The organism is Bradyrhizobium sp. CAR08 (assembly GCF_052871955.1).
In genome coordinates, this window is record NZ_JBIXJX010000004.1 from 144,505 (window position 1) to 167,770 (window position 23,266).

At 60.9% G+C, this 23,266-nt stretch carries 24 protein-coding genes; 4 read left to right on the top strand and 20 right to left on the bottom strand.

The genetic code is table 11. The features are described from left to right. The first annotated feature begins 140 nt into the window (after nt 1–140). The 4 genes from ACIPUD_RS10635 to ACIPUD_RS10650 are packed head-to-tail and all read left to right on the top strand — an operon-like array spanning nt 141 to nt 1,875. Nucleotides 141–593 (top strand): hypothetical protein, encoded by a 453-nt coding sequence (locus ACIPUD_RS10635; RefSeq protein ID WP_446480554.1) that lies wholly within the window; start codon nt 141–143, stop codon nt 591–593. Beyond that, nucleotides 590–856: a hypothetical protein gene (locus ACIPUD_RS10640; protein WP_446480555.1), complete on the top strand. Its 267-nt coding sequence runs from the start codon at nt 590–592 to the stop codon at nt 854–856. Before ACIPUD_RS10635 ends, ACIPUD_RS10640 begins: the two co-directional genes overlap by 4 nt. A 39-nt stretch (nt 857–895) precedes the next feature. Further along, nucleotides 896–1,237: a hypothetical protein gene (locus tag ACIPUD_RS10645; RefSeq protein WP_446480556.1), complete on the top strand. Its 342-nt coding sequence runs from the start codon at nt 896–898 to the stop codon at nt 1,235–1,237. A gap of 38 nt (nt 1,238–1,275) precedes the next feature. Continuing rightward, nucleotides 1,276–1,875, top strand: coding sequence for an ATP-dependent DNA ligase (locus ACIPUD_RS10650; protein ID WP_446480557.1), 600 nt, complete (start codon nt 1,276–1,278; stop codon nt 1,873–1,875). Nucleotides 1,876–2,026: 151 nt separating this feature from the next. On the opposite strand, the gene ACIPUD_RS10655 is transcribed toward ACIPUD_RS10650, so the two are convergent. From ACIPUD_RS10655 to ACIPUD_RS10750, 20 genes are all read right to left on the bottom strand, one after another. Beyond that, nucleotides 2,027–2,452: a hypothetical protein gene (locus ACIPUD_RS10655; protein ID WP_446480558.1), complete on the bottom strand. Its 426-nt coding sequence runs from the start codon at nt 2,450–2,452 to the stop codon at nt 2,027–2,029. 107 nt (nt 2,453–2,559) lie between these two features. Beyond that, nucleotides 2,560–2,952: a hypothetical protein gene (locus ACIPUD_RS10660; RefSeq protein WP_446480559.1), complete on the bottom strand. Its 393-nt coding sequence runs from the start codon at nt 2,950–2,952 to the stop codon at nt 2,560–2,562. Then, on the bottom strand, nt 2,952–3,233 hold the full coding sequence (locus tag ACIPUD_RS10665) for a hypothetical protein (RefSeq protein ID WP_446480560.1): 282 nt from the start codon (nt 3,231–3,233) through the stop codon (nt 2,952–2,954). The genes ACIPUD_RS10660 and ACIPUD_RS10665 overlap by 1 nt, the downstream gene beginning before the upstream one ends. Then, complete coding sequence (locus tag ACIPUD_RS10670) at nt 3,230–3,721, bottom strand: hypothetical protein (protein WP_446480561.1); 492 nt, start codon at nt 3,719–3,721, stop codon at nt 3,230–3,232. Before ACIPUD_RS10670 ends, ACIPUD_RS10665 begins: the two co-directional genes overlap by 4 nt. 9 nt (nt 3,722–3,730) lie before the next feature. Continuing rightward, complete coding sequence (locus ACIPUD_RS10675) at nt 3,731–3,958, bottom strand: hypothetical protein (RefSeq protein WP_446480562.1); 228 nt, start codon at nt 3,956–3,958, stop codon at nt 3,731–3,733. 33 nt (nt 3,959–3,991) lie between these two features. Continuing rightward, the gene (locus ACIPUD_RS10680; RefSeq protein WP_446480563.1) at nt 3,992–4,417 is read right to left on the bottom strand and encodes a hypothetical protein; all 426 of its coding nucleotides are present in this window, start codon (nt 4,415–4,417) and stop codon (nt 3,992–3,994) included. A 26-nt stretch (nt 4,418–4,443) separates the two neighbouring features. After that, a complete protein-coding gene (locus tag ACIPUD_RS10685) occupies nt 4,444–5,133 on the bottom strand; it encodes a hypothetical protein (RefSeq protein ID WP_446480564.1) in 690 nt (229 codons plus the stop codon). Nucleotides 5,134–5,207: 74 nt separating this feature from the next. After that, nucleotides 5,208–5,996 (bottom strand): NlpC/P60 family protein, encoded by a 789-nt coding sequence (locus ACIPUD_RS10690; protein ID WP_446480565.1) that lies wholly within the window; start codon nt 5,994–5,996, stop codon nt 5,208–5,210. A 24-nt stretch (nt 5,997–6,020) separates the two neighbouring features. Continuing rightward, a complete protein-coding gene (locus ACIPUD_RS10695; RefSeq protein WP_446480566.1) occupies nt 6,021–7,427 on the bottom strand; it encodes a hypothetical protein in 1,407 nt (468 codons plus the stop codon). A 662-nt stretch (nt 7,428–8,089) separates the two neighbouring features. Then, on the bottom strand, nt 8,090–8,905 hold the full coding sequence (locus ACIPUD_RS10700) for a class I SAM-dependent methyltransferase (RefSeq protein ID WP_446480567.1): 816 nt from the start codon (nt 8,903–8,905) through the stop codon (nt 8,090–8,092). Between the two features lie 35 nt (nt 8,906–8,940). After that, complete coding sequence (locus ACIPUD_RS10705) at nt 8,941–11,481, bottom strand: hypothetical protein (RefSeq protein WP_446480568.1); 2,541 nt, start codon at nt 11,479–11,481, stop codon at nt 8,941–8,943. A gap of 11 nt (nt 11,482–11,492) precedes the next feature. Further along, nucleotides 11,493–14,867: a host specificity protein J gene (locus tag ACIPUD_RS10710; RefSeq protein ID WP_446480569.1), complete on the bottom strand. Its 3,375-nt coding sequence runs from the start codon at nt 14,865–14,867 to the stop codon at nt 11,493–11,495. A 2-nt stretch (nt 14,868–14,869) separates the two neighbouring features. Continuing rightward, nucleotides 14,870–15,583 (bottom strand): hypothetical protein, encoded by a 714-nt coding sequence (locus tag ACIPUD_RS10715; RefSeq protein ID WP_446480570.1) that lies wholly within the window; start codon nt 15,581–15,583, stop codon nt 14,870–14,872. A 4-nt stretch (nt 15,584–15,587) separates the two neighbouring features. After that, nucleotides 15,588–16,283 carry a Mov34/MPN/PAD-1 family protein gene (locus tag ACIPUD_RS10720; RefSeq protein ID WP_446480571.1) on the bottom strand — a complete coding sequence of 232 codons (696 nt, stop codon included), beginning with the start codon at nt 16,281–16,283 and terminating at the stop codon, nt 15,588–15,590. 2 nt (nt 16,284–16,285) lie between these two features. Further along, nucleotides 16,286–17,026, bottom strand: coding sequence for a phage minor tail protein L (locus tag ACIPUD_RS10725; RefSeq protein WP_446480572.1), 741 nt, complete (start codon nt 17,024–17,026; stop codon nt 16,286–16,288). Continuing rightward, nucleotides 17,023–17,373 (bottom strand): phage tail protein, encoded by a 351-nt coding sequence (locus ACIPUD_RS10730; RefSeq protein WP_446480573.1) that lies wholly within the window; start codon nt 17,371–17,373, stop codon nt 17,023–17,025. Before ACIPUD_RS10730 ends, ACIPUD_RS10725 begins: the two co-directional genes overlap by 4 nt. Before the next feature lie 4 nt (nt 17,374–17,377). Beyond that, a complete protein-coding gene (locus tag ACIPUD_RS10735; RefSeq protein ID WP_446480574.1) occupies nt 17,378–21,010 on the bottom strand; it encodes a phage tail length tape measure family protein in 3,633 nt (1,210 codons plus the stop codon). Next, complete coding sequence (locus ACIPUD_RS10740; protein WP_446480575.1) at nt 21,010–21,300, bottom strand: phage tail assembly chaperone; 291 nt, start codon at nt 21,298–21,300, stop codon at nt 21,010–21,012. The genes ACIPUD_RS10735 and ACIPUD_RS10740 overlap by 1 nt, the downstream gene beginning before the upstream one ends. A gap of 122 nt (nt 21,301–21,422) precedes the next feature. Then, on the bottom strand, nt 21,423–21,854 hold the full coding sequence (locus ACIPUD_RS10745) for a hypothetical protein (protein ID WP_446480576.1): 432 nt from the start codon (nt 21,852–21,854) through the stop codon (nt 21,423–21,425). A 155-nt stretch (nt 21,855–22,009) separates the two neighbouring features. Beyond that, nucleotides 22,010–23,056, bottom strand: a complete 1,047-nt coding sequence (locus ACIPUD_RS10750; RefSeq protein WP_446480577.1) for a hypothetical protein — start codon at nt 23,054–23,056, stop codon at nt 22,010–22,012. Between the last annotated feature and the right edge of the window lie 210 nt (nt 23,057–23,266).

Below are 23,266 nucleotides of genomic sequence, written 5' to 3' on the forward strand. Positions count from 1 at the left end.
GCTACGGGGTGAATCGTCGGCGAACCGAAAAGTTTCGTCGACCTCGGCGCGTGACCCACGCGATGCGGGGCTGCGACCAGCTAACCGCCACCAGATATTGAGGATTCGACTCCAGCTGCGGCGCCGGCATAAATCGTCCCATGACTGAGCCCGCCCTCACCCGCAAGCCACACCAAGATCCCCAGCGCCCGGGGTGGGACGTCTATTTTGGCGACGTCCACATCGGCCACATCGGCGAGCGCGCCGGCGTGCCGAAGGACATCGACCAACAATGGGATTGGTCGCTCAGCTTCTACCCCGGCGCCGGCGCGGGCCAGGACAAAGGAGGCATTGGCGTCAGTTTCGAAGAATGCCGAATGGCTTTCGAGCGCGCATGGCAAAATCTGAAGCCAAAAATCACGGAAGCAGATTACGAGCGCTGGCGCGATCAGCGCGACGGCACAGCATGGAAGAAGAGAATGTGGTCCGAGAAGTTGCTGTTGCCGACACAGACCCGTGCCGGCCGATCTCGCTGCTTCTGCGGTACCGAGATCACCACCACAAGTATTCCGGACCATGTCCGCACCGCGCACCGCGGGATAGGAGCGAAATGAGCAAGTTCGTCGAGGCGCGGCCGTACGCGCAGCCAGAAGCCGCCGCAAAACGTCTGCTCGAGATCTGCAAGCAGGTCCTGCCGGTACAGGACGGCCGGATCCATATCGAGAAGATCAATTACCCCTTCCTGTTCCGGGATCATGGAACCACGGCCGAATATCGAGCGGGCCTCGACCTTCTGATCAAGCGGAATCTCCTGCTGCTCCATGAGAGCGGAACCTACGTCCAGATCCTCCAACCTGATGACTCGCTTTTGGGCTGACCGCGATTACCTTGGAGACAGGTCAGTGGAGTTCAGCGTATGGCCTCGCCCTCGATTATCCCGAACGATCGGTTGGACAAGGATTTCTACCTGGTGCTGGAGGATTTCCGGAGCGGCGCCGCGTTCCGCGAGACCGACGAAGGCATCGATCACCCCACCCTGATCAATGATCTGCTCAGTGGCGAATACGGCCAGGTGCTGCGCGTGGTCGCCTTCAATCCGGTCGAGGGCTGGTCGCGGGACGCCTCCGAGGATATTGCCCTGGAACTGGAGCGTCGGATCGCGGCCGGGACGAGTGAGATTTCCGACGCGCTTAGAGACTTCATCGAGGCCCATATCGGCCGCCGGATCGGCGTACAGTTGCCGCTGCCATTGGTCTGAGGACTCGACTCTCTGCCGATCGTGCATAGATGCCGGCCATGTCCAAACCATTTGAATTTTGCAGGCCAACGGCCCGAAAAGTCGTGCCCCATGGCCCCGACTGGATCCACGAGATCAAATACGACGGCTACCGCGGGCGCGTGATCCGCAATGGTGACGAGGTGAAAATCTCGTCCAAGGCCGGCCTCGACTGGACCTGGCGATACCCGCAGATCGCCGAAGCGGCGCGGCGGATGAAGCAGAAGCAATTCATCATCGACGGCGAGATCGTGGTGCTCGACCTCCGCGGCATCTCCCAGTTCGACTGGCTGCACTCCGGCCGTTACAACGAAGACGCCCAGTTGTACGCCTTCGACATCGTGGCGCTCGGCGGCGACGACCTGCGGAACCTCAAGCTCGATGACCGTAAGCAGAAGCTTGCCAAGATCTTGGAACGCCGGCCGGAGGGGATCTTCGTGGCACCATTCGAGACCGGCGACTGGGGGCCGAAGCTGTTCAAGGCCGCCTGCGACATGGGGCTCGAGGGGATCGTCTCCAAGCATCGCGAGCGGGGCTACCGGCCGCTGGTCTGTGATTGGTTCAAGGTGAAGAACCGATCTCATCCGGCGTTCTCGCGCGTAGCGGATCAATTCGGCTGAAATCCGGGCACAAAAAAAAGCCCCGCAACCCTTATGGGGCTGCGGGGTGGAGGCTAGGGAGGAGTGATGCCTGCGCATCGCCCCGGGTCTGCCGGGCCCGAAGGAGGCTCGACAGTTCTTTTACGGCGCGGGCATGCGCCGCATTAGATCATCACGTCATTGAGCCCGGCATGAAGCAGCGGATCGACGGACCCTGATGGCCCCAGATCGGCCACACCATGGTGCGGCCGGCGCGGTTGGGCTCCGTGATGACGGACTCGTCGTCGACCTCGATCCAAACCATCTCGGTGCCATCCGGCGGTGCCGGCGCCGCCGCGCTCGGCTCGAACCGCCAGCGCGGGATCCGCACGCGGTAGCGGCCGGCGCGGGTTTCCCAATCGACGTCGGACAGCGCGTAGCCGTCCGCATCGGAACAGCACGGCCCGTTGCCGCTGCGGAGCCCGTCGAACCACGATTTCAGATCGGAGCCGGCATATCGTCCGCGGGCATCGCGCGCCACGCTGATCGTAGAAATCGCAAGTAGAACCGCCAGAACGAGCAGACAGCCGACGCCGGCAAAGAGCAAGAACCACTTCACAGTAATTTCTTGGACGACGAAAAGCCGTAGGACGAGAAAGAGCAGCACAAACGCTAGGACGACGGCCATCGCCATCCAGCCCCAAAACGGCGGCATGAAATCCCCCATCAGATGTAGAAGAACATGACCGTCATCACGACGGCGAACATGGCCGAGCCGATCCACACGTTTCGACCCCAGTGGTCTGGAGCGAAGACCCTGATGACGCAGATGATGCCGAGTATCTCGATGAAGGCACCGAGCATCAGGACAGGGTTGTTGATCATCCACTCGGCTGATTGGCCTCCATTCTGGAGATGCCGCCAGTACCAGACCCAGCCGCGCGCGATCGCTTCGCCCAAGATCAAAACGAAAATTGAGATCGCAGCTTGCAACCGCATGCGGGTGAAGCCGCTCTCCTTGATCTGCCGAGCGATATAAAGGCCGAACATGAAGCACCCGAAAAGCAGCAACATAAACAACGTGCCGTTCATCCCCTCGAGAAACCGCGCCGTGAGCATTACCGCCGCCCCTTCCGATGTTCTGGCTCTGCTGATTTCATGTCGTGGACGAGCCCGGCCAAGACATCTGGATTTGTTGCAACAGCGCTTGATGATCGCGAGTACGCGATCGACTCTCTGAGCAAGCCTTGCGCCGCGCGCACAGATGCCGGCATCGTCCGGATACGATCCATCGCGGCACTATGATCACGAAGCACGTTCTCTGCCTCAGCCTGGTCGACATCCTCAATGTCGAACGGATCAAGGACACGCATCTTGCGCAGGATTGATCGAAGGTTCATCGAGACCTCCGTGCAGACAGAACCCCAATCGATACTTTGACGTCTGCGATTGAAGCGACAGCCGCCTGGCTCGCGTTCCTAGCCTCGGTCACGACGCCGGTGTTCACGCGAACCGCGTCGGCGTGCGACGCAAACGCAGTCGCAAGATCCTTCAGTTTCTCGATGTTTCCGTCGTGATAGAACTCGATCCGCTGGTTCACCATTTCGAAGGCCTGCGCCTGGGCCTTGATCGCTTCTGCGAGCTCCTGCGTCACCCTGTTCCTCTCGTCCGTCGAGTCGGCGACCTTGATGAGCGCGGTGTTGTTGCTCTCGATCAGCTTGATGACGGCCGCACTCTCCGCGCGCCGCTCGAGATGCAGTTTTGTGTTCTGCTTGAAGAGGTAGACGATGACGCCGGCCAGCACCGAGACCACGGCCATGAGAACCGTGATAGCGGCGCCGGCCGGCCCCATGCCGGCGAGCGTCGATGTGACTACGTCAGCGGCCATTTGCGGAGATCAGTCAGCAGCCGCGGCGTCAGCTGCCACTGCTGCTGCGATCTCGGCGCGGTAGGTATCCTCCTGGGCCTTCAGCGCGGCCCGCTCTTCGGCCGTCAGCACCTTGTTCTCGAAGGCGATCTGATAAGCCTTGATGAGGAAAGGCGCCGACTCCTTGCCGAGGTCGTACGCCATTTTGCCGACCTGTAACGCGATCTGGACATCTGCCAGGATGGTGGCTGGATCCATTTTTGTTTCCGATCTTCTGTTTGAGGTTGCAGCTCAGAGCATCGAGGCGCCAGAGGCGGCGAGCAGCCCCTTGACGGCGTCGATCGCGATTTGCAGCGATTTCCACGCCGCGACCGATCCCGAGCTGTTGCCCGAGGTGATCATGTCCTGCGTGTCGCTGAAGGCCTTGCCGGCGACGATGTCGGCATCGCTGAGCTTCTTCAGCATCGCCTTGCCGTGGCACGGCGCCGAGATAGAGAACGACTTGCCCGGACCGCAGCGCGGAAGAACCGCGTAACGGTGCAACGGCGCCAGGACGGTGCCGTCGTAGGTCGTGCGGGCGGCGTCGAGTTGCCCCTGGGTTATGCTGTACCCCTGGATCGCCGCGATCGTGTTGTTGAGCCCCGCGCAGCCGCTCAAGGCGACCGCAAACGCCAAAAGCGCCGTCGCGGTTGCGACGGCGCGGATCAATTTGGTCATAGACATGCTCCCCTTCTGAGATCGGATCAGATCGATGGCGTTGATGCAGCGACTGCCGCGGGGACGTCAGGGACGGCGTCGGGCGCCAAGTTCAGCCTGGCGACGATCTTCTGCGCGATGGCGTCCGGCCCACCCATCCAGGACTGCAGCCAGCCAGGTGCATGATCGAGAACGTACTGCAGTGCCTGCGCCAGTACCTCGTTGTGCACGTCGGCGGTCAGCGCCTTGCCCGCCGTGGCGTCCTTGACCATGTTGATGGCGTAGTCGATCGCCTTCTGGACGACCTGATCGGCCCGCATGGAGAGCAGGATGCCGGAGATCTGCCCCGGCAAAAGCCGCAGCAAGTAGAGCGCAACGGCAAGGAGCACCGTCCCGGCCGCGTTCGCCCACTGAGACACCACGGCGCCATAGGCCCAGGTGACCTTCGTGGCCTCGCTGCTCGCCTGCGCAACTGTCTCCGGAGCCGCGGCGTCAGCAGCAAAGGCGACATCGACCGCCAAGGAGCAGGCGACCAGCACCAAGAAGACCGACACGATGCCGCGCGAGCGCGGAACCATACGGAAAATCAGGGCCAGAACGGCGATCGACGCGAGCAAGTAGCCGATCGGACTGAAAGCGATAGGCGGCGCGAACGCCGCCGTAGTAGCGGCCGCATGCGCCACGGAGGCGGCAAGCAGCATCGGCGCGGCGAATGCCACGCTGAGGACGCGGTTCATAGGTGTGTTCCTTCGGTTTGGGATTTGCGCGATCCGTCGCGCGGCGATTCCGGGCCGAGGCCTGGGAATTGGTGTCAGGCCTCGTTAATCGAGACCTTGCCGTTGCTTTGGACGATCGGGAGATGGCTGATGCCGATCTGGCTAGCCGGCGGCGTGGCCACCGACTTCGGCCACCAGAATCCCTTGTTGAGGCGAGAGACCGCGAACGGCTCGATATTGACGGCGTCAGACTGGTTGCCGCCGAGGCCCATCAAATTGCCGTGCTGATCCTTGCCGACGATCTGGATGATGTGCCCGCCACCATTGCGGAGCATGGGCGCAAAGGCGCCGACGGCTGGCCCGGCAACCTTCACAGCCGACCAGTTGCCGGCGAAATCAAGTGCCCAGAGCGTGCCGGTACCCTTCAGCCCGACTTTGGTTAAGCAGTGGTTGGCAAATAGCGCGCACCACGGGATAGAGTCGTGGGTGTATTCCTTCGCGATGTCGCCGCCTTCATCCCGCGCCCACTGGATGATATTGGCGTTATCCTTCGCGCCGGCCCCCTCCTTCGTGCCTATCAACTTGATCCCGGCCTCGAGCCATAACGGACGGGCGATCTCCTGGGGGAGCGCCTGCACCGGTGGCGCCTTGCCAGCGACAACGAGATCCAGCGCGCGCCCTGTCTTGGGTCCGACTTCTCCATCTTTGATAAGCCCTGCGCGCGCCTGGAAGGTCTCCACCGCCGTGTCGGTTGCTGGACCAAACCAGCCGGTGCCTGTGAGCGAATATCCGGCAGCCTTCAAAGCTAGCTGGACTTGGCGAACGACGTCGCCCGATGCGCCCATGCGCAAGGGTTTCGACGCCACAAGGGCTTCGATGCTCATGACGATCTCCGATTTGATTATGATTTACGGCAGGACGACAACGGCGCATTCCGCGATCGCCGTCGGCTGGACGGTGGCAAAGGGTGTGCTCGTGCCACCCTGCGCCGCGCCTGTGAATGTCGCGCTGAGCGTTGATATGATCTGCTGCGGGTTTGACGCAGGCGCCGTGATTGAACCGCCGCCAGGTGGCGTGAAGTTCGAGGTATTGACCTGAATAATCGTCAGGTTCGACGTGGCCGTTCCAGTGACAGAACCAGACGGGGTATAGGGCGGAAGATTTGCGGTCACCAGCGATTTACTCTCCGCACCACCGGCACTGTTGAGGACGCCGCCGCTGACGCCGAAGTAAGTGGGCGTCAGCCGGTTCGCCGCCGATCCATTCATGTCGTCACGTCCGGCAAGCGTACGGCCGCGGCAATCCAGGACGCCGACGGTAGTGCTGTCCCCGCCGCTGCCGTAGCCGGGGAGAACAACCGAAATGGACTGCGTGCCGTTCGCCGTGGCAGTCTTTGACATCACGATTGAGTTGGCAGCAACACTCGAGACCACTGTACCAGCTTGGATTCCGGTGCCCTCAATGGGCATGCCGGCGCCGATGCCGCCAGTGAAACCGACGGAGGTGATGGTGTTGTTCCCAGCCGTTAGTGTTGCGGTTTGAGTGCGGGTTACCGCCGCGAAATAGGCTGGATACGACGCCCTCGACACCGCCTGGCCAGCACCATAGATTGTCTTTGCGGGGGGCGTTCCATAGATCCCATAGATGACCGTGCCGAGCGGGATGGCCGGGTTCGTTACGCTGCTGCCATCGATCTTGGTGATGCTAGCAATACGCCAGTTGCCGGCGCCGAGATAGATCGCGTCAGCTAGATCACCTGGCGAGGTCGTGTAGCTCAGCTGCCCCGGGATAATCAGCGACGTCGCGTTGTAAGTCAGTGATGTCGCGGAATTGAAGATCAGGGTTTTCCGGATCCCGATGGCCGCGCAACTCGATCCGAAGCTTGTAATAGTCGCGAGGCCGGTCACCGTCTGCACGGCTGCCGGCGCAGCGCAGATGTCGGTAGTCGCGGCCGCCGTAACAGCGGCGGTACCGCCTCCGACTGGAGGAGCCCAGAGATGGTTGGTCGCATCAAGCGCTCCCAGGGTCGACCAGGAAGTGCCGTCATATTGCTTCAAGACGCTTGGCGTTACCGATGTGTCGAGCCAGAACTGCCCCTTCACCGGCGCGGCGGAGCAATCCGTTGCCGGCGCGGAATTCCCGGAGTTGCTCGAGATGAGTGCGGCTAGGCCGGCGTTGACATCCTGCGCGAATGTCAATCCAGAAACTATGCCAGTGGTAGGCATACAGCCGGAGCCTTGTGCCGCGATCGCAACCGTCGCGGCGGCAAGCCAGAGTGCGCCCGCATAGGCGAGCGCGATCAGTCGATGACACATCGATTCATTTTCCTTGTGGTGAGCCGAGTTGCTAACGAGCCGCAGGATCGCTACGGGCGGGGAGAAGCCCAAAAGGGCTAGCTGGAGTTGCGAAGGCGCCGAGGGGTCTCTGGCACCAGAACCCCAGGTTTCCACAAAACATGTTGAACGATTTCAGTTAGTTGCGTCATGCATCTGGACGGGTTCGCGCAGCACGTGTAGGAAATCCCTGCCCCTACACTGAGCGAAGCACTGACGGGCTACCATGGTTGCTCGGGCTGGTTCTGGGTGGTAAACCCATCCCCACTGGACCGGGAAAAGTCTTGCGAGGATTCCCGGTAGTGGCTGACCGCGATGAACCCCCACGCGATGTCAGGCATGCCGGCCGCGCGGGCAATCGCCAGGTATCGGCCTTTGTTGGCGACGGCCACCTTTGCCGGCGCGTAAATTCCGCTTCACGGGTCAGCTTCGCGTTCTGCCAGCGCTTCGCGTTCGCCGCAGTTAGGGCGTTGATGTCTACCATGTGATGTCCAAAGAAAAAGCCGCCAGAAAGGCGGCTGAATGCGAAACTATACGCCGAGTTATTGAATCAGATAACGCCGATGCGCCTCAACTCAACGAAAACCGTCAGTCCGAGCGAAATCGCGAACCAAGTCCACAGTATCAGAGGGGCACCGAAGACTTCACGCTGCAATGATCCGCCCCTTGATAGCAAAGAGATCGGAAGGCTCGTATTGCTCGAATTGCTTGGCTATCTTGAGATCCGCAGATGGCTCGCCAGCCACCGAACTCTCTTCCAAGATCGTAAACCCGGATTCGCGAAACATCCGCAGATAATCGCTATGACGAAGCCTGTTCACGTACTGATGGGCGCTATTGAATGGGCGCCACTCAGCGTCCGAGTACCGCAGAAAATTCAGGCGCGAAACCGACTTGTCCGACCGTGCATAATGATCACTGTAGTCGATCGAATGCGTGGTTATTCCCTTTGTCACAGCTCGCAAGGCCTTCAGAAGCTCAGCGAGTTGATCGACCGGGATATGCTCCATGACTTCATTCGAGCAAGAGCAGTCAACCTGCTCATCCTCCGGACTCACGTAATGCGGGGCTCGGTACTCCACCCCGAATTTCTCCAAATCATCCCAGCTAGATAGTTCGACCTGCCGGGCCAGAATGCGATTGGCCGCGTGCTGAATTAGATCCAGTTTGCCAAGCCGCTTAACATCGCAGGTTATGACCTTCGCCACGCCGAGCCGCCGCAGCGCCAGCGGAACGGCTAAATCTCGCCCTGCTCCGACTTCCATGACAGAACTCGGGGTTCCCCCCACATGCTTAGCGTAGTCCCTCATCACACGACGCCCGATGTCTGCCAAGGCGTCCAGCGTGTTGGCCTTTCTAGGCCAATTCCTGGTGACATGACGCTGTAAGAGATAATGCGCCCGATCCCCGCCAGGGAGGTCCAGCACCCGGAACGCCAACGCTTTAGCCCGCCAATCCATGGGCGACAATTAACCGCCGAAAGCGGGAAAGGCAACTATGGATTGAACGCAACAACGCCGTTTGCTGGCGTCACATCGGCCGTTCGGTTGGTTCCAGACGGCTGGCCGTCAGTCACAAGCCGCGTGCATCCGTTCTTGACAGCGTTCTCGATTGAGAAGTTTCCAACCGTGTTGGCGGATTGCAACAATACCAATTCGGTGCAGAGGGCCCCGCCGGATGCATTCTTGACCACAAGAGAATGCGTCGAAGTGGTCATGTTCACATTGATGCCGGTCGTCACGCCTTCGGTGTGATAGCCTTCGATTATGACCTGCCCAGAGGCGATGTTGAAGCCATTCCCGCTGAACCCAGAGCCTCCGGATTCTACGATCACGTTCTTGAAGTTGATCAGCGTCGTTCCCGTATTGCTGACGTTGATGCCATTTGATCCCGCCCCCGTGCTGACGGTACAGAAGACATCATAGAAATTTGCGTTGGCAGCGCCGCCGTAGCCCTGCACATAGCTCAAGCAACCCCGCAAGCCTGCATAAATCGTCACGTTGTCAAGAATGCGGTTTTGCTGAGCGGCGTTGCTGAAGACGATGTATGTGCCAGCGTTGGCCGGGGTTGATGAGTTCGCATCAATCCGCACGTTATGAAGCATCGGGCCGAAGCAAGCCAATTGAATGTTTGGATCACAGATATTGTAGACATTGGCGCTGGCGCCTGACGCAAGCCCCGCATCACATACCTTTAGAATGCTGTTCTGCGGTCCTTGGCCTTCAACGACTACGCTCGAATATTGGGTGATTGTGTCACATATCAGGGCCGTTCCGGCAGGCCAAATAACCCTTGTGCCAGATTGTGCAGCTCCGAATGCGCTGAAGAGCGCGTTCGGGCTGGCATAATTGGCGTACCCATAGGCCGCTTTGATGCAGTTCGTATCGTTAGTCGCGCCTGCATCGCCAGTCGTCTTGTTCCAGTTCCATTTGCAGCCGAAAGCGAATGTATTGACCGCATTTTCGCTGCCGACAGTGTACTGCCATTTATTCCCACCCGAATCCGTGAAGCTCGCGAGCGGGCTCGAGACGGTTGATACCGTCCAAGTGAATGCAGACCCAGAGCAACTACCTACTGAGGAATTACCGCCAACAGGGGAAAGAACATCTCCGACAGTATAACCGTTTCCGCCATGCTCCACGATCTGCACCGAACTGACGACGTTGCCAGAGACGGTGACATTGGCGCGGAAGTTTGCGCCTGTCCCGCCCGTAAAATAAAGCCCGCGATATGTGCCATTGGTGCAGCCAGAACTTGCCTGCGAGATCGTGCCAGCCGTCACAAATACGTCGCGCTGATTTGTTGCGACCTTAACAAAGATTGCATCTCCCCGGTCTCCCGCCGTGGCATATCCCAGAGTCCGGGCAACGTTGAACGCCGACAGATCCTGTGTGGCCGCAAATGCACGAGACGACAACACATTGCTTGATAGCGTCGATCCGATGACCTCGAGGCTGCCAGACTGTGTCGAGATCGCCCCGGTTGCGCCGTCGAGCGAACTGACGCCTGATGCAGCCGAAGAGCCAATCGCCTGCGCGGTCCATTTCGATGACCCGTCCGACCACAGCAGATAGGCACCGTTGGCCGAGTTGATGGTGACGCTGGTGCCGCCGTTGATAGTGTCGCTGCCAGCGCGCGCGACGATCAGGGTGTTGCTGCCGGTGACGGTGCCAGCGAAGTCTGCCACGATCATAGCTTGGCCCGAATTGACGGCGCTCGCCGCCGGCACTGTCCATGTCCGCGACGCCGTGAAAGCCGCATTTGTTCCGACGACGCGGTCGGTTGGTTGGATCGAGTAATTGCTGTCGCCGTGTCCGGTGAAGCTATCGACGTTAAGTCCAGACGATGCACGCGCCCCTTGAGCCGTGGAGGCGCCGGTGCCACCATTTGCAACAGGAAGCTGGCCGGAGACGTCTGAGCCGAGCCGAACCGTGCAGACGTTGTTGGTGCAGTTGATCGTCTTGTTCGTAAGCGTGTCGGTCGTGCCACGCGCGACGAGGATATCCGTCGCGGAAGGAAGCGTGAGGGTTCCTGAGGCCATCGCCGAAGCATTGAGAGCGGTAGACCCGGACGTCGCGCCTACTAGGGACAGCCTACCACTGTTGAACGATTGGCCTCCTGACCAGGTGTTAGCGGTATCGAGGAATCCGAGAGTATGGCCGATTGTCCCAGTATTTGCGGTCGACGCCGTCCCGGTATCCGAACCTTGGAAGACAGGCGTCCAGGTATGCGCAGACGCGTTCACCTTGCCGACAGCAACCCACTGGGCACTGTCATATATCTTCATGACGTATGGACTCGACGAAGTGTCGAGCCAGCACTGATAGTGTGCCGGCAAGCCGCCAATGCTATTCGCCGGCGCCGTCGTGCCGGAATGGCACGTCTGCAAGGCAAGCAAGGCATCGTTCAGCAGGCCGGAGTATTCCGCCATGGTGTGCGGACCTACTATTGGCAGCACGGTGCTCGCCTGCTCTGCTGAGACGGGCGTGGCAAAAAGTGTGCAGGCGAGCGCGAGCGCTCGCACTAAGCGACGCATATGATTTCTCCTTACCAACCTTGAATGGTGATGTTGGTCTTTGGCGCGTTCGTCGGGGTGCCGGCGAGCCGTGGGATGATCGTGCAGCCCGACTTCGTCAGGCTTTGCACTTCGAAATCGAACGCCTGACTTGAGGTGTTCGTGATCTGGATCAGCGGTACCGCATCGGTGTTAGGACCACCGTTGAATGGTTCGGCGAACGTCTTGCCATTCGAGGCAAACACCAGAACTAAGCCGGTATCTGGAACAGCGACCTGATTGAGCGACGTCCCAATACCGCTGATCAGCGCCCATGTGTCGAGCCGATCGGGGACGTCGACGGTAAAACTGAAGGCGAGCGCGATCGCAACAGTCTGAGGATCATGCGACTTCAAGACGAGCCGCGCTCGAAAGTACTGGCCGACGTAGATGCCTGGTTCGTATTTTACCCAGGGACCGAACGATATATCTGGCGAGAAGATGTCAGCTTCTGCGAAGACGTCGTTCGCTGGATTTTCCGTCGGATGAAGAGCGAAGACGTCGCCGACGACCTCATTCTGAGAGACCGCGATCTCAGGGTACACCTCGACGAGATCGGTGTTCCCGGAAGCCAGGACGTCGGGGTTATTGAGAATGTCAGAGTTCGCCAGGAAGTCGGCCGTTGCGGTCTGTCCTGTACCTTTCCAGGTGATTGTGACGCGGCATGGCGCGACTCGACCGGCATCAATATAGCGGCTCTTGTCTATGGTATATGTGCCGTCGCCCTGCCCTCCCATGTTCAGGATGTCTGGCGTATTGAGAAAGTCTGGCACGGACAAAATGGCGCCAGCGCCACCAGTTCGGATGAACGATCCGGACTTTCCTACGGTGCCGCCAAAAACACCATTCCATCCGTCGGCGGCCTCATCTCGAGTCGCCAGTACGTTTTTGACCAGCGAAGCGCCTTCAATCTCGACCTGCGCTGCGTTGACGCTGTAGATGCGCGCACTGTCCGGCCCGGTGTACGCCTTGACGAGATAGGTGCCGTTGCCGTGCGTCGAGAACGGCGGATGCGCGACCGTGCCAAGCTCAAGCGCCGATTCCCAGGCGTCCCCCTTTCGCACCGCAAACCGGATGGCGCGAACATCGGCGATCTCGTCCCAGGAAATCGAAGTTGTGTTATCGACATACGCGGCAGCCCGAATGTTGACGACGTCCTCTGGCGGATGGTTAGTCCCATCGAGATGGAAGCTTTCGATCGTTGTCCAACCCGACGTCCGGCCGAACCCATCCAGTGCTCTGACGCGGAAGCCCCAGTCCCCAGCATCGAGATCCAGCAAGTCGACTGACGACGCCGACGTGAACTGAGGATTTGCGGCTTGCCAGTTCAAGCTAGGCGGCCTCACCTGGATTTCGTAGTTGACGACACGCGGGTCCTTTGAGAGGACCCATGATAATGTCGTAGCCGGATGCGCAGAGCCGCTGACCAATTTGAAGTTTTCGTCGGCCGCAAGGTCGCTAGGCGGCAGAATTGGGCCAGTTGGAAGGGCCGTATAACTCGGGGCCTCGATCCGCAGATTCTTTTCGATGCGATCGAATTTGGTGGGATCGTGCAAGATCCCGGTGAGATCGAACGTCCCACCTGGATTCTCCACCCGCTTGATGACCTTCACCATGCGCGGGGATAGATCGGATGCCGTCATAATCCAGATCGCACCCGGAATCGGCTCCGGATCCATCACGCTTGAGAACGAGATCGTATCCGTTGTTGATATTACGGTCGTGACTTCTCGCTCAGCTACCTTGCCATCCGAGAGCACAACGCTGATGCTGTAACTCTTGTCAGCCTCGAGGGTGATGGGCCGATCGAGAACGACACCCGTGACGCCAACTGTAGTGATGACGCTTCTGATACGGCCGCCGAATTCGACACCTGCATATGCGGGGTCTTGGATCTGAACGATCTCGCCTGGATAGACATCTGCATGATCCCATGCAGCTTGCCATGTGCAGGACTCGGCCTCGCTCCTTTCGGTCTCGATCGCCCACTTTCCCACGCGATGGGCTTGGCCGCGACTGGTGCAGCCGACCGCAACGACTTCCATCGTCCGATAGCCGAATCTCGCAATGTCCTCCGGCGAGGCCTCCACCACCTCCCATGCCGGACGACAGAAATCGTCTGGATCATACCAGGTCACAATCACCGCGGTATGCCGCGCCTTGAGGCTGCCGCCGCCCCAGCTGATCAGGCCTCCGATGACGTTCGCCGGCGTCACGAGCTTGACCGGATCCAAATTGCGATCGGCACTTGCCGTGACACCGGCTGCGCCCCAATAGATCATGCCTCGGAAAACTGAGGCGATCGACATCAGGACCTTCAACGCCTCATCGGCAGTCGCGAAGACAAAGTTGAAGGTGTATCGAGGCTCGAAGCCTCCGCTGCCGTTGGCAACGCTCTCGTCGCAGTATTGCCCGATCGAGTAGAGCGTCCACTTGTCCCGAAACGCATCCGGCACATACTCACCGATCCCCCAGCGATCGTTCGCGATGCACTCGAACAGCACCCACGCCGGATTACTGTGCCATGCCGTCTTGAACGTGCCGTCCCACACGCCGGTGTACGTTCTAGCTATCGGGTCGTAGTTGGTCGGGATGCGTGTTTTCAACCAGCGTCCGCGCACTAATCGCTTCGGGACCTTCCCGCCGAAGGATTGTGCATCGACCTGATAGGCGATCAACGCAGAGTTCGGATACTGAAGCCGGTAGTCCTCAATCTCCGTGACGCTGTCCCAATAGGTCTTGTTCGTCAGCGTCGATGACGAGTTGTCGGCTGTTACGCGCCTAACTCTTATCGCCCATTCGCCAGCACCAGGCCGGGCAATCCGAAAGCTGCGCTGATACGCGCTGCTGGTCTTGCCACTAAAAACAGTGTTGGCTGGAGAGACGTCCGTCCATCCTCCGCCGTCAAGTTGGACATCGATCGCGATCTGAACTGAGGTTGGATTGATATTTCCTGTCTTCGTATCGATCGACTGCAGCCCGTCGAGACGAACAGTTACCAGCGCGGCGGTCGCTTCTTCATTCGATATGGCCCGCACGACAGGCGCGGTGTTCTTGACTTCGACGCCTACCCCGAAGACCGACTCGACGGCCGGAAACCCAGGGATCGATGTCTGATCAGGCGTCCCAGCTCGAGCGTCGATGATGACATTCGTAAAGTTGTAGGATCCATCTGCATTTTGCAGCGGGGTATCGTCCAGATAGATGCCTTGCAGCCCCCCGACGATGCCTTCGATCTCGCCTTCGGAAACCAGATCTATGATCCTGGCAGTCGCCCGAGACTGAAGCGTGTTCGGCGCCTCGGTAGGCGTGCTGGCACCGCCCGATCCCGACTTGCCGCCGCCAGATCCTCGGATCTCGATGCCCATGATCAACGTCCGAAAAGCTTGTCGAAGAGCGGGCGAGCGGCGAGGATAATTTCGACAGTATTGAGCGTGTAAGTTCCGAGCTCCTCTGTACTGAGGCCGGCCGAGATCACGACCGATCCGGACACGAATTCACCGAAACCGATGGGGACCGGCACGCCTTGGGCCGTGACGTTTTCAGCGCTCCCGAACAAGAACGACTCCTTGCGGTCCGTCGAAGCGCTGCCGCCGGAGAGTTTCGGAGTTGGAGACAGCATCTGAGCAACGCCCCCGAGAGCTACGGCAGCGCCGGTGGCCGCGATGTTTCCGAAGGTCAGGCCAAAGATGCCGGTCGATGCGCCAAGCGCCGCGCTGAGGCCGAGTGACCCCGTGACCGGAGCCATCAGACCGAGGGCATAAGGGGCGGCGATCGCTAGACCGATGATAGCGACGCCGGCGAGGATCTTGCCCCAGCTGCTCGACGACCCCTTGATAACAGGGATGACATGGATCTCTCGGGCTTTGCCAAGCCTCAGCTTCAGTTCATCGAGCTCGAGGTCAGTCGTGATATTCGGTCGGACCTTGAGGATGTGATAATCACCCTCTCGCAGAGCCTGCCGGAATCCACGGATCTGCACGATGAGAGCCCGGATGGCTTCCGCCGGGCTTTTGACGTCGAGCTCAAATGTTTTCCCGAACCTGCTGGCGAGAGCGCCATGCAACACGACTGCCCGAAGCATTCGGTCACCCCTCGTAGCGTAGCCATTTTGAAATCATCGGCACCCAGCGGCCGATGGGCTCGCGAGACGACAGGCGGTTTTGAAGGTGATGGTATAGGAGTCCGTCCTCAACCAAGGTGCCGCCATGGTTCGGCACCTTCGATCTGAAGTTGATCAGCGCGACATCGCCGACCTTTGCCTCGTCCGCGGTGATGACGCGATATCTGGCCTTGCCGAACCCTTCGTTGTAGAGATCCAGATCCTTCTCCCACCAGTGTTCATCCCGCGGGAAATCTGGGATCCTGATTCCACAGTTCTGCCAGCGCCAAGCGCGAATGGCGGAATAGCAATCCGTGACGCCGTGAACAAATGCGCGGCCGATCAGCGGCTGCTCGAGCACAAAATCACCCCACCACAACACCTTGGTCGCCGTATTGCCGTCGGTGACCGTGATGCCCCAAGGCACGTCGCTTGAGATCTGGTGCGCCATGTCGCTTGCGCTGGGTCGCGGCCCGAACTTTTGGCTGTGACTATGCACAACGGCCTCGACCTCGCCATGCGCGGTCCAGGTGTCGATCGGCATGACGAAGTCGGCTTCGGGATGCTCGGCGATGTTCGGGATCTGGATATACTGATCGCCGACAACGATGCCGCACGACTCCTTAGGGAATTCCGCCACGGCGTGCGCACGCGCCGCGTTCTCGATCTCAGGAGCGAACATCGCTATCCCCTGTATTTCGCTGCGCCGGGGAATCCCCCGAATGGAAGGTCTCCCGTCGGGAAGCGCTTCTTGCAGCAGGACTGAAGCCGCTTCGAGAAGACCTCGAGCGTGGGCGAGCCGACCACTTCACCCTTTTCGTTGAAATACGCCGCGCCGGTGTAGGGGCAGGCCATGGTGCTCTGGTTGTAGATGAAGGACGAGGTGTTGCTATTCCAGATGCGTTGCCGCAGCGGGCAGTAACTCTGGATGACCTGTCGCCCAGGGATGAGACGTCCCTCGATGTCGATCGCGGCACCAAGCAGGAACTCGACCACCATCTTGTTTTGCGTCGTTTTCTGGTCGACGACGTAAACGTCGGGATCGAACTCGACGTCGGGATCCGCCTCGGGCATGCCGTCCAGGTATTTCACCGGAACGCGATGGCGCGTCACGATCGCCCCTTGGAGATCGTTGTAGGCGATGCAGAGGGCCGACATGGCCCGATCGGTGTTCGCCACGGTCAACTTGGGTTGCGGCAGCGGCCCCTGGCCATCCCATAGCCATCCCGACGCCTCGCACGCGCGCGGTTCATAGGTTTGGCCGCGCCACGTCACTGGTTGCGGCAACGGCGCCGTCGGATCGGCTATCAGGGGAGCAGGGACAAAACGGAGCACGTCTCCGAAAATTCTTGTGCAGTCGACATCGTAGAGCTCGGCGACATCACCAATATCTGGCTGTTGGATGTCGAGAACCGGTACCGTCATACGTCAAATACCTCGGTGAGCGTGCAGGTGAGCGACACCGTGGAACCGCCGAGGTAGCCTTGATCGGAGTCGCCTGCGATCCACTTTCGCTGCGCCACCTCCAGGGGCGGCGTCCAGAGGAACGGCGTCGACTTATGGGCATCGAAAAAATCTTCGTAGACCTGCGCTTCGGCTGCAGCCAACGCGCTCCACGACGCCGTAAAGGTGCGCGGTGATGCGTTGAGCCCGTCCCCGCTCCGCTGAGAATAGCCGTCACCAAACTGGGCGGTGTTGACCCGCCGCTTTACTGCGCGCCGGGTGCCCTCCTTGGACGGATTATGGATGGGGGTGAAAACGTCCAGTGCCATGGAATCATGCCGCCAGTCGGCCACGCGGCCGGGTGTGATGGTTGATACGCTCGTCGGCGACCTGGATCATGGTCTGGCGGACCGAGCGCGCGATCGCGGCCGCATCTGTTGGCGAGGTGCCTTCCGGCACGTTGATATGGATGTCGCCGAAATTGACGCTTCCGATGCCCGCCGTTGCGCCGCCGCCACCGGTACCGGCCACCCCGAGTCTTCCGTCCCGGCCACGGCGGAGCGGCATCACGGCTTCCGGCCCGGCTTCACCCATGACGCCTGATTGCATCGCTCCTCCGTTTGCGAAACGGAATAGCGTCGGTGACGAGAAGATGGAGTTCGTGAAGGTCCCCCCGTTGGCGAACTTGGTCGGAGATCCGAACACGTTCCCGAGCGCGCTGGGCGCCACGGGACCGTAGAATGCGCTGCCGGCGGTACCCGGCAATCCGCCGCCACCGAAGACGCCGCCGCCACTGAAAAGACCGCCCGTCAGCGCCTGAAGGCTGCGCATGATCGGGGCAACGATCATCATTTTAATGACGGCTTCCTCGAGCGCGCGGACGATCGTGCGGCTCATGTCGGCGAAGCCCTGCCCGACCGACTTCGTGCCGTCGAAGATGTCAGCGAGTCCGGTCGTCAGCTGCCCGGAGGCCTGTGACGAGAACTGGCTGAGAGCTTGGTTCGTCCGCATTGCGGAGTCCTCGACGCTGCCGAGAGCATCGGCGACGTCTGTGTATTTGAACTTCAACTGCTGCGCGATCTGCGCATCTTCGGGCGACAGCAGCGCGGTGTTGCGGCCAAACTTGATGCTGTCGTTGAGCGCCGCCTCGGCCGCCAGTTGCTTCTGCCGGCCGAGCTGCTCGTTGATTTTCACCAGCCGCTGATACTGCGCCTCGTCGAATGCAGTTCGGTTGACGGATGCTTCCTGCTCCAGTTGCTGCCGAGCCTGAAGGTTGGCACGAATGGTTTCTTGCTGCGCCATGGTCTTGCCGACCATGTCCTGCTCGGCCTTCGCGCTGTCGATCCCCTGACGGCCTGCGAGCTCGCGGGCGCGGCCGGCCTCCGACAGCGCCACGGTGACCTGCTTGACCGCATTGGCAGCGGCCAAATCGGCGAGCGCCTGCTTCTGGGTGGCGTCGTAATTCGATCTCTGGTTGGCCTGCAATGATTGCTGGCGGGCGATGTCGCCCTTTTGAGACGGTGAGAACGCCGAGATCGCAGCATTGGCTGTCTTTGCGGCATCCACCGCAGTCTCGTAGTCGGACTTGAAGGATTTTACCTTCTCCGCGGCGACCGCAGTGGCGTCGGCCAACTGCTTCATCGACAGGCCGAGCTGCGCCAGGCGCGCGCCGGCGGCCTCGTCACCGCCCAGGCTGGTGAGAATGTCGTGCAGCACCTTCAGATCGTTGTTCAGCTTCTCGCGATCGGCGATCTCCGATTGAAGGGACCGCGCCGTCGTTTCGATCAGAAACGACTTCTGGGCTGCTGCAGCCATGGCGGAGGCCTGCGCCAGCCGCTGTTGCGTCGCCACCATCTTGTCGAGCTCGGCCTCGGCTGCCGCGATATCCTTGGCACTGCCGCCGGTGTTGAGCCCAAATCCCATGCTGTAGTCGGTGCTGGTATTCTTCAGCGTGGCCAGCTTCGCCCGCATCTGGTCAATTTGCTGATCAAGCGTCCGGCCGAACCCGGTCATCGACGCCAAAAAGCCGCCGAGTCCATCCCAAGAATTGGAGATGGCGTTCCCGAGCACTGTCCAGAATTTCGACGAGCTAGAAACAGCGTCGGAGACGCCGTCCAGGCTCGACTTCACTCCAGCCAACAGCACCTTTTGGGCTTCGTACGATTTGTTCTGTGCGACCAGATTGTCGATGTTCCGCTTCATGCCGGCATCAAGAAAGCCGAGCCGCTGGTTCAACTGATCGGCGCCGCGCGCCGGATCCGAGAAGGCGTCGGCGAGCATCTTGGTCGCATCGGTGGCATCCATTCCGAAGATGTGGGAGATGTCCTTCCCCATCTGGACGATCGGCAGGATGTTGTCGTTCGCGACGCGGCCGGTGGTGGCCAAGGCGGTGGCGAGCTCGCGTGCCTCCGAAACCGAAAGCCCGGCCAGCGAAGACCCGGCTTGCGCAGTCTGGTTGATGCCCGATGCCGTCGCGCCGGACGCTCGACCAGAGCCGAGCAGCCCCATATTCACCTTCTCCTGGGCGGAAAGGTAGGACTGGAGCGCGGCGGTCGCGAGCCCGATCACTCCCGCGATGCCGCCAAAGACGACGCGCCCCACGGTGAGCAGGCTCAACGCCTTGGTTCCGATCACAGAGAAGAAGTCCGTGATGCTGGCCTTCGAGTTCTGGAAGATCTGAAAGACCTGTCCACCCTGCTGCGCCAGGATCATGAACGGCGACTGGCCGAGGGCGAGACCGGTGAGGACGTCGTTGACCTGATAGCCGAGGTTGGCGAGTTCGCCAGACAGGACACGGCCGCCGGTCGCGGCGTTCCTCATGTTCATGTCGACATCGGATAGCCGCTTCGCCGCCATGGCCTGGGCTTGTTCGAATTCCGAGCTTGAGATCAACCCTTGGTCGAGGAGTCCGCGATAGCTGACCATCTCCTTGCCGAGCCGCACCATCTCGGTCTCCAGCGGATTGATCTGCGCGCGCAAAGCCGCAGCCTTGGCGGCCGCCTGCTCCTCTGCCTGCGCCACATCAAGGAAGATTGCTGCGGAATCCTTGGCTGACTTCGCTACCGCATCGTAGCCGTACGCTGTCGCGACAAGTTGCTGGGTGACTTGTGCGTTGTGCCCTGCCCTGGCCTGCTCGACCTGATCAAGGCGAGCCACCTGCTCGGCCAGAGCTGAATAGGTCGCCCCCTGCGAGGTCGCCGACGGGCCGCCGCCACCAAGCGCCTCGGTAAGGCTGCGCTGAAAATTCTCTCCAGCCTGGCGCGCCTTCTGATTATCGAGCGTGAATAGCGCCTCGAAGGCAGCTGCGGCGTCGCGGGCCGACTTGCCGGCGCCGGCAATCATGCGTTGGTCGAGATCTTGGGCAAAGGCGGCTCCGGCTTCCTGAGCCTTCGCGCGCGCCACCCCCTCCAGCCCACCGAACTGCGCAAGGAACGCGTCAGCACTCTCCTGGGCCGACTTCGATGGCCCTGCCCCGATCCCATATGCCGCGTTGATCCCGGCCTGCGTCTCCGTTCGCTGAACGGCGGCCGCGGCGCTCGCGGCGGCTAGGGAAAGCTGCTCGTATTCCGCATTGAGCTCTCGAACGGCCCCGGTGATGGAGACAAAGCCACGCTCCGCCAGCACCGCCGCGTCCGCCGTCAGCCCAAACTTCCGATAGGTGGCCTCGAGAAGCAGGTTGGCGCGGTCCAGCCCCATGCCGCGATCGACAGCGCTGCCGATCCGGCGAACGATCGCCTCGAACTGCGCGCCGGCGCCGTAGCCGTCAAGCAGCGTCTTTCCCAAGCTGCCGACGCCCGGGATAGCCCGCTGGAGCGCGGCGTCGGCCTGCGCCAGCGACGCGTTCCGCGACTTGTCCGACGCGATCATCCGCTGGTCCGCGGCCACCTTCGCTTCGGCGGCACGGACGTAACCGGACGAGTCACCGTCCGTCGTCACGCGCAGAGATGAGAGGGCAACACCAGCCATCAGGGAACAGCCTCGTCGTGGTTGGGACCGCGTCCGGCTACTCGCCGGCGCTCTTCATCAGCAGTTCTGGCGTCGTCAGCCTTCCGCTGGACGTGCTCGAGGTATTCCTCGTCCATGGCACCGACCAAGGCGTGGAACGTCTCGAACGCGGCGCCGCGGATGCGGTACCGCCTCGCATAGGCATCGATCGCGACGAACATGATCGGCGACTCGCCGCCCATCGCCCCGTATTGCCGGTCGAACCTCAGCGCGTGCCAGCCGCGCCAAGGAAGTTCGGCCCCCGGCGGCACGAAGGCGTCATCAGGTCGCCCCGCATGCCCTGCAAAGTCCGCGGCATCCGGGTCTTCTTCGGCGAGCTCTGCGAGCCATGCGTCCTTACCCTTCTGCTCGAGCTCGTAGCGAAGGGCGGATCTCAGTTTTTTGCTGTGTCCTCGACGAACTGCACCTCAGAGGTGCCGACCCTGCTGGCGGCGAGGTAGATCGAATACCGCACCTTCCGGAAGGCCTCGTCGGTCAGGATCTCGGCGGCCGTCTCTGGCGTGTACTCGACGTCCATGCCGTCCCAACCGAGCAAGAGATGCTCGACGGCCAGCTTGCCCATCACCTCGGCGTTGACGTCGTCGGGGATCTGATCGCCGCCATACTTCTCGCCGAGTTTCTTCATCTCGACGTCACGGGCCGCGCGGAACGGCGGGTAGTTGGTCGACCGAACGAACCACCGGATCGTCGGATTGATGTCGCCCGCCTTGATCCAGTCGCCTTCCCGCTCCTTCTGCAGGTCAGCCTTCAAGGAATCGAGACGAACGAGCTTCTTGGTAGAGGCAGTTATCGGGGAGGTTTCCATGATTTGGTGTCACCTTGTTGGTCAAGGGAAAGCCGGCTGGGCGCCGGCAGTGGGTCCGCCTCCACGAGGACACCAATCCTCGACCGACACCAATCGGTCCAGGAGGCGGAAAGAAGTAGTCGGCGGCCGTAACCACCGACTGAACGCAATTTCTACTATGCCGCTCGCCTGCGGTCCGTCAACGGCCTGCGTGAGCCCTTGGTCTGGCCTTTGCTCAACCTGCTCCGCTCTTTTGTGCGAGCGAGAAGCACCGCTGAGGAGCGCTCGAGCTCGTCTCCGCGGTTGTACCCCTGGGTGGTCGCTAACTCGCTGTGCGTCGCGGCCGCCCTGATAAAATCTGGATCGGCGCCGGCGTCGAATCCCTCCGTAATAGCGCCGGCCCGGCTATCCATGTTGAACACCTCGTCCGGAACATCGGCCGCGCGCGCGATCGAGCGCCACAGACGCCGAAACTCGTACGCAGGGTACGGGAGTCCAGTCGTCTCGCTGACGATCACCGGCCCATCGAGCCGCTTGATCAAACGCAATGGCCCGCGCTTCGAGACCACTCCCAAGCGCCGAAGATCCTGGATCACCATTGGGGCTAGCTTCAGGTCCACCACGACCGGCTTGCCAGTCTTCGATGTCTGGTGGCGGAGGATCAACCTGTCGTCGATCTCGGACCAGAGCAGCCCCCTCACCCACTTCTCTTCGCCGACCGTGATGCCGGGCCCGCCTTCTGCCAGTTTGGCCGGGAGATACTCGCCGATCACATCCTTCTGGCGCAGCATTAACTCGAACTGCAAGGCCTGCGCGAGCGCGACCGAGCCCCACCCTTCGCTCCATGCACGTTCACGTACGGCCGCGGCTTGGTCCGCCGTAATGCGGTATTTGCGCTTGGGCGCGCCGGAGAACCGCAGGGCTGACATCACCTGCCGGATCCGCGCGCAGTGTTTGTCTTCGAGAATCGTCAGGCCAAAACCGAAGACGACCCGGATCTTCTTGATGAACGCCCTGGCCGCAGAGAACTTGGTCCCGTCGAGCCATTCGGCGTGCCACTCAATCAAAGTCGCGGCTTTGATCTTCTTGAGCTTCGTGTGTCCGTATCTGCGATTGATCTGACGAAGCAGATTTACCTGGTTCGTCCGGGTAGAGTGGCGCAGCGCGTGCCAGCGTGATAGTGGATGTTTTTGGTAGTTCTTGATCAGCTTGCGCAGAGTCATTTTCGGTCTCCCGCCCGGCGCCCCGGGCGAAAGAACTAGTGTGCACAACCTTTAGGAGCTTCGCTTTCGACACAACCAGCCCGGGTTTTCACCGGCTAGTCGCAACCGTTCACGCAACCCGCTCGCACCGCAGATTTAGCGCTCGCTCCCCCCTGTCGCGGCTTTCACAGCCCCTGAGGGAGTGATTTCGGGCCGCTCTGGCTGTATGAT